Source organism: Inquilinus sp. (assembly GCF_039594555.1).
Lineage (GTDB): Bacteria > Pseudomonadota > Alphaproteobacteria > DSM-16000 > Inquilinaceae > Inquilinus.
This window is the reverse complement of sequence record NZ_JBCNNF010000600.1, coordinates 1-3,147: the sequence shown is the minus strand read 5'-3', so window position 1 is coordinate 3,147 and position 3,147 is coordinate 1. Positions and strand designations below refer to the sequence as shown.

3 protein-coding genes are annotated in these 3,147 nt (G+C 72.0%); all 3 read right to left on the bottom strand.

What is annotated here, in order from left to right; all coding sequences use genetic code 11:
* On the bottom strand, positions 1–1,151 hold a 1,151-nt coding region (locus tag ABDW35_RS34765; RefSeq protein WP_343718413.1), incomplete at its 3' end, for an efflux RND transporter periplasmic adaptor subunit.
* A 429-nt stretch (positions 1,152–1,580) separates the two neighbouring features.
* Entirely contained in the window at positions 1,581–2,045 is a 465-nt protein-coding gene (locus tag ABDW35_RS34760) for a malonate decarboxylase subunit alpha (RefSeq protein WP_343718412.1), read from the bottom strand.
* Positions 2,046–2,232: 187 nt separating this feature from the next.
* A complete protein-coding gene (locus tag ABDW35_RS34755) occupies positions 2,233–2,967 on the bottom strand; it encodes an aspartate/glutamate racemase family protein (protein ID WP_343718411.1) in 735 nt (244 codons plus the stop codon).
* Positions 2,968–3,147 lie beyond the last annotated feature (180 nt).

The following is a 3,147-nucleotide window of genomic DNA, read 5'->3' as shown; positions in this document are numbered from 1 at the left end:
GGCGCGGCGGTGGTGTCGGCCGGGCTGCGCGCGGCCACAGCGTCGCCCGGCCGCAGCCCGTACTGGCCGTCGCTGACCACGGTCTGGCCCGCCGCCAGGCCGGAGGTGACCAGCGCGGTGCCGCGCACCGACTGCGCCACCTGGATCGGCTGCGGCGCCACGGTCCCGTCGGGCCGCACCACCCAGGCGAAGGCCCCATCCGGTCCGCGCTGCACCACGGCGGCGGGCACGGTCAGCCCGCCCTGCTGCACCCGCAGCACCAGCCGGGCCTGCACGAATTCGCCCGGCCACAGCATCTTCTGAGCATTCGGGAAGTCCGCCCGAAGCGTGATCGTGCCGCTGGCGGCGTCGACGCTGTTGTTCAGGGTCTCGAGCGTGCCCGTGTCGAGCTTGCTGGTCCCGTCCTGCGACCAGGCCTCGACCGTCAGCCCGGCCGCGCCGGCGCCGGCCATCTGGCGCTGGATGTCGGGCAGCGCCGCCTGCGGCAGCGTGAACAGCACGGCGATCGGCTGCACCTGGGCGATGGTGACCAGGCCGTTGGCGTCGGCCGGGTGGACGACATTGCCCTCGTCGACCAGGCGGAAGCCGGTGACGCCGGTGATCGGCGCCGTGATCTTCGTGTAGCCGAGCTCGACCTGGTCCTGGTCGATCACCGCCTGGTCGCCTTTGATCGAGGCCTGGAGCTGGTCGATCTTCGCCTGCTGGGTATCGACCTCCTGGTCGGTGGCGTAGCCCGAGCGCTCCAGCGGCTTGGTGCGGCCGAGATTGGCCTGGGCATTGGCCAGATGCGCCTGGTCGCGGGCCAGGGCGGCCTGATCCTGCTCCAGCTTCGCCTGGTAGAGGCGCGGATCGATGGTGACCAGCAGGTCGCCCTTCTGCACCGTCTGCCCCTGGTCGTAGGCGATCTGCTGGATCTGGCCTTCGACCTGGGTGCGGACGGTGACGGTGTTGAAGGCCTGCACCCGGCCGAGCCCGTCCAGCTCGATCGGCACATCCTGTTTCGTCACGGTCGCCTCGGCGACGGGCACGGGCTGTACGACCGGAACCGGCGATGCGGTGGAGGCGGAGCCGAAGATGTCGATGCCGAGGAGGAGAGAGCCGGATGTCCCGGCCACCATCCCCACGGCGGCAAGAAGCAGTTTGCGGCGCATGGTCGACCTCGTTCTGTTCGGGCAGGGAGGATGATGTCCGAAGCCGTCACAGGTTAGGGTCGGGGCGGCGGGCCGCTCCATCGCCCATGGGGAAGCCGGCGCCCTGCATTCGTTGGCGGGGACCTATACCTTGGTCTTGCCACCGCCGGCGGTGTCAGGCGGTGAGCCAGCGGCGGATGCAGTCCAATGCCGAAGGCGACCAGCCCCTCGGCCTGCGGCCGCCGGCCCACCGGGACCGAGCGGTCGCCGTGCTCAGCGGGGCGGCGGCGATCACCGGCCACCCGCCCAGCGCCACGTGCAGTAGGTCATGGCGTTCCGGCATGACGGCCCTCGACAACCTGCGCCGTCACGCGCCGCGCCAGCTCCACGGCTGGTTTCCAGCCGCCGTGCATCAGCCCCAACATCATCGTGTCCGGCCGGGCCCCATCGTCATTGATCGAGATGCGCAGCCCGCCCCGGGGAGGCGCACTCGACGAGATCGGCGACAACCGCCTGCCACACGGGCGGTTCGTAGAGATGGGCCGACCAGTGCATGAGATCCTTGACCGAATGCACGGCGAGCAGGCTCCGATGCGTGTCGAGCGGGTCGATGCCGAGATCCTCCGGCCGGCGGCTCACCTTGCGGGCCCGCAGCTCCTCGACCATGCGGCGGTCGCGGGCGCGGCCGACCGGCGTGTAGCCGGCGACGCCGCGTATCGCCTGCCCGCGGTCATAGGCGGTTCGGCATAGCAGCAGGTTGGCGATCCCCTCCTCGGTGGCGATGTCGCTGACGTCGTCGCCATAGATCATCACCGGCGGCAGATCGAGGTGCAGCGCCTCGGCCAGCTGGATGCGGTCGAGCCGCTCGACGGAGGTCGGGACCAGCTTGTCGCCGAAGGTCTCGACGATCTGCACCACCAGCTTGCGGCCGCGCGGCAGCTGCGCCTGGCCGTCCGCCGCCTCTCGCCCCCGCCTTCAGCCAGGCTCGCAGGCATCGCGCCGACCGATGGCCGCCGCCATCGCCGTGTGGTACCCCTGATAGAGCCGATCGCGCCAGGGCGGCGCGTCTGCGCCGCCGTCGGTTCGATGACTATCCGCAGGTTCACCGGATGCCGAATCCGGACATGCCGCCGGCATAGGGCTTCGGCCGCGGCGGGGCGTAGCCGCCGGTCTTGGCGGTGCGCAGGCCCAGCCGGGCCAGCCCCTCGACCAGCGTGACCGCGGCGACGACGCCATCGACAACTGGCACGCCGTGGCGGGCCGACAGCCGCGCGGCCAGATCGGCCATGCCGGCGCAGCCCAACACGATCGCCTCGGCCCGGTCGGCCTCCAGCGCCGCGGCGATCTCGGCCGAGATCCGCTGCTCGGCGTCCGAGCCCGGGCGCTCCAGCTCCAGCACCGGGATCTCCGCCGCCCGCACCCGGGCGCAGCGCGCGGCCAGGCCGTATCGCTGCAGGTTCGCCTCGATCACCGGGATCGATCGGGCCAGGGTGGTCACCACCGAGAAGCGGCCGGCCAGCAGCGAGGCGACATGGAAGCCGGCCTCGCCGATGCCCACCACCGGTGCCGCCGCCAGGCTGCGGGCGGCGTCCAGCCCGGTGTCGTCGAAGCAGGCGATGACGTGGCCGGCGACGCCGCGCGCCTCACCACGGGCGATCTCCTGCAGCAGCCCCGGCACCGCCAGGGCGCCGTCGACCCAGCCCTCGATCGAGACCGGCCCCGCCTCCGGATTCACCGCGGCGACGCGTGTGCCCGGCGCCGCGGCGGCCGCGGCGGCGGCGCCGATCTTGGCGGTCATGCCCGCCGTGGTGTTCGGGTTGACGACGAGTATTTCCATGGGGTCAGGCCGTCCAAGGCACTGCGGTTCCCCCTGCTGTCATTGCCGGGCTTGACCCGGCAATCCAGGGGCCACCGAGAGCGGCTCTTGCCGCCCTGGATGCCCGGGTCAAGCCCGGGCATGACAGAAAAAGAGAGTCCGCCACCACTCCATCCATCCTCACACCAGCCCCTGCCCTGC

Bases quoted from the DNA above. Each gene is read 5' to 3' on its own strand.
- ABDW35_RS34755 (WP_343718411.1), bottom strand. From the start codon at position 2,967: ATGGAAATACTCGTCGTCAACCCGAACACCACGGCGGGCATGACCGCC.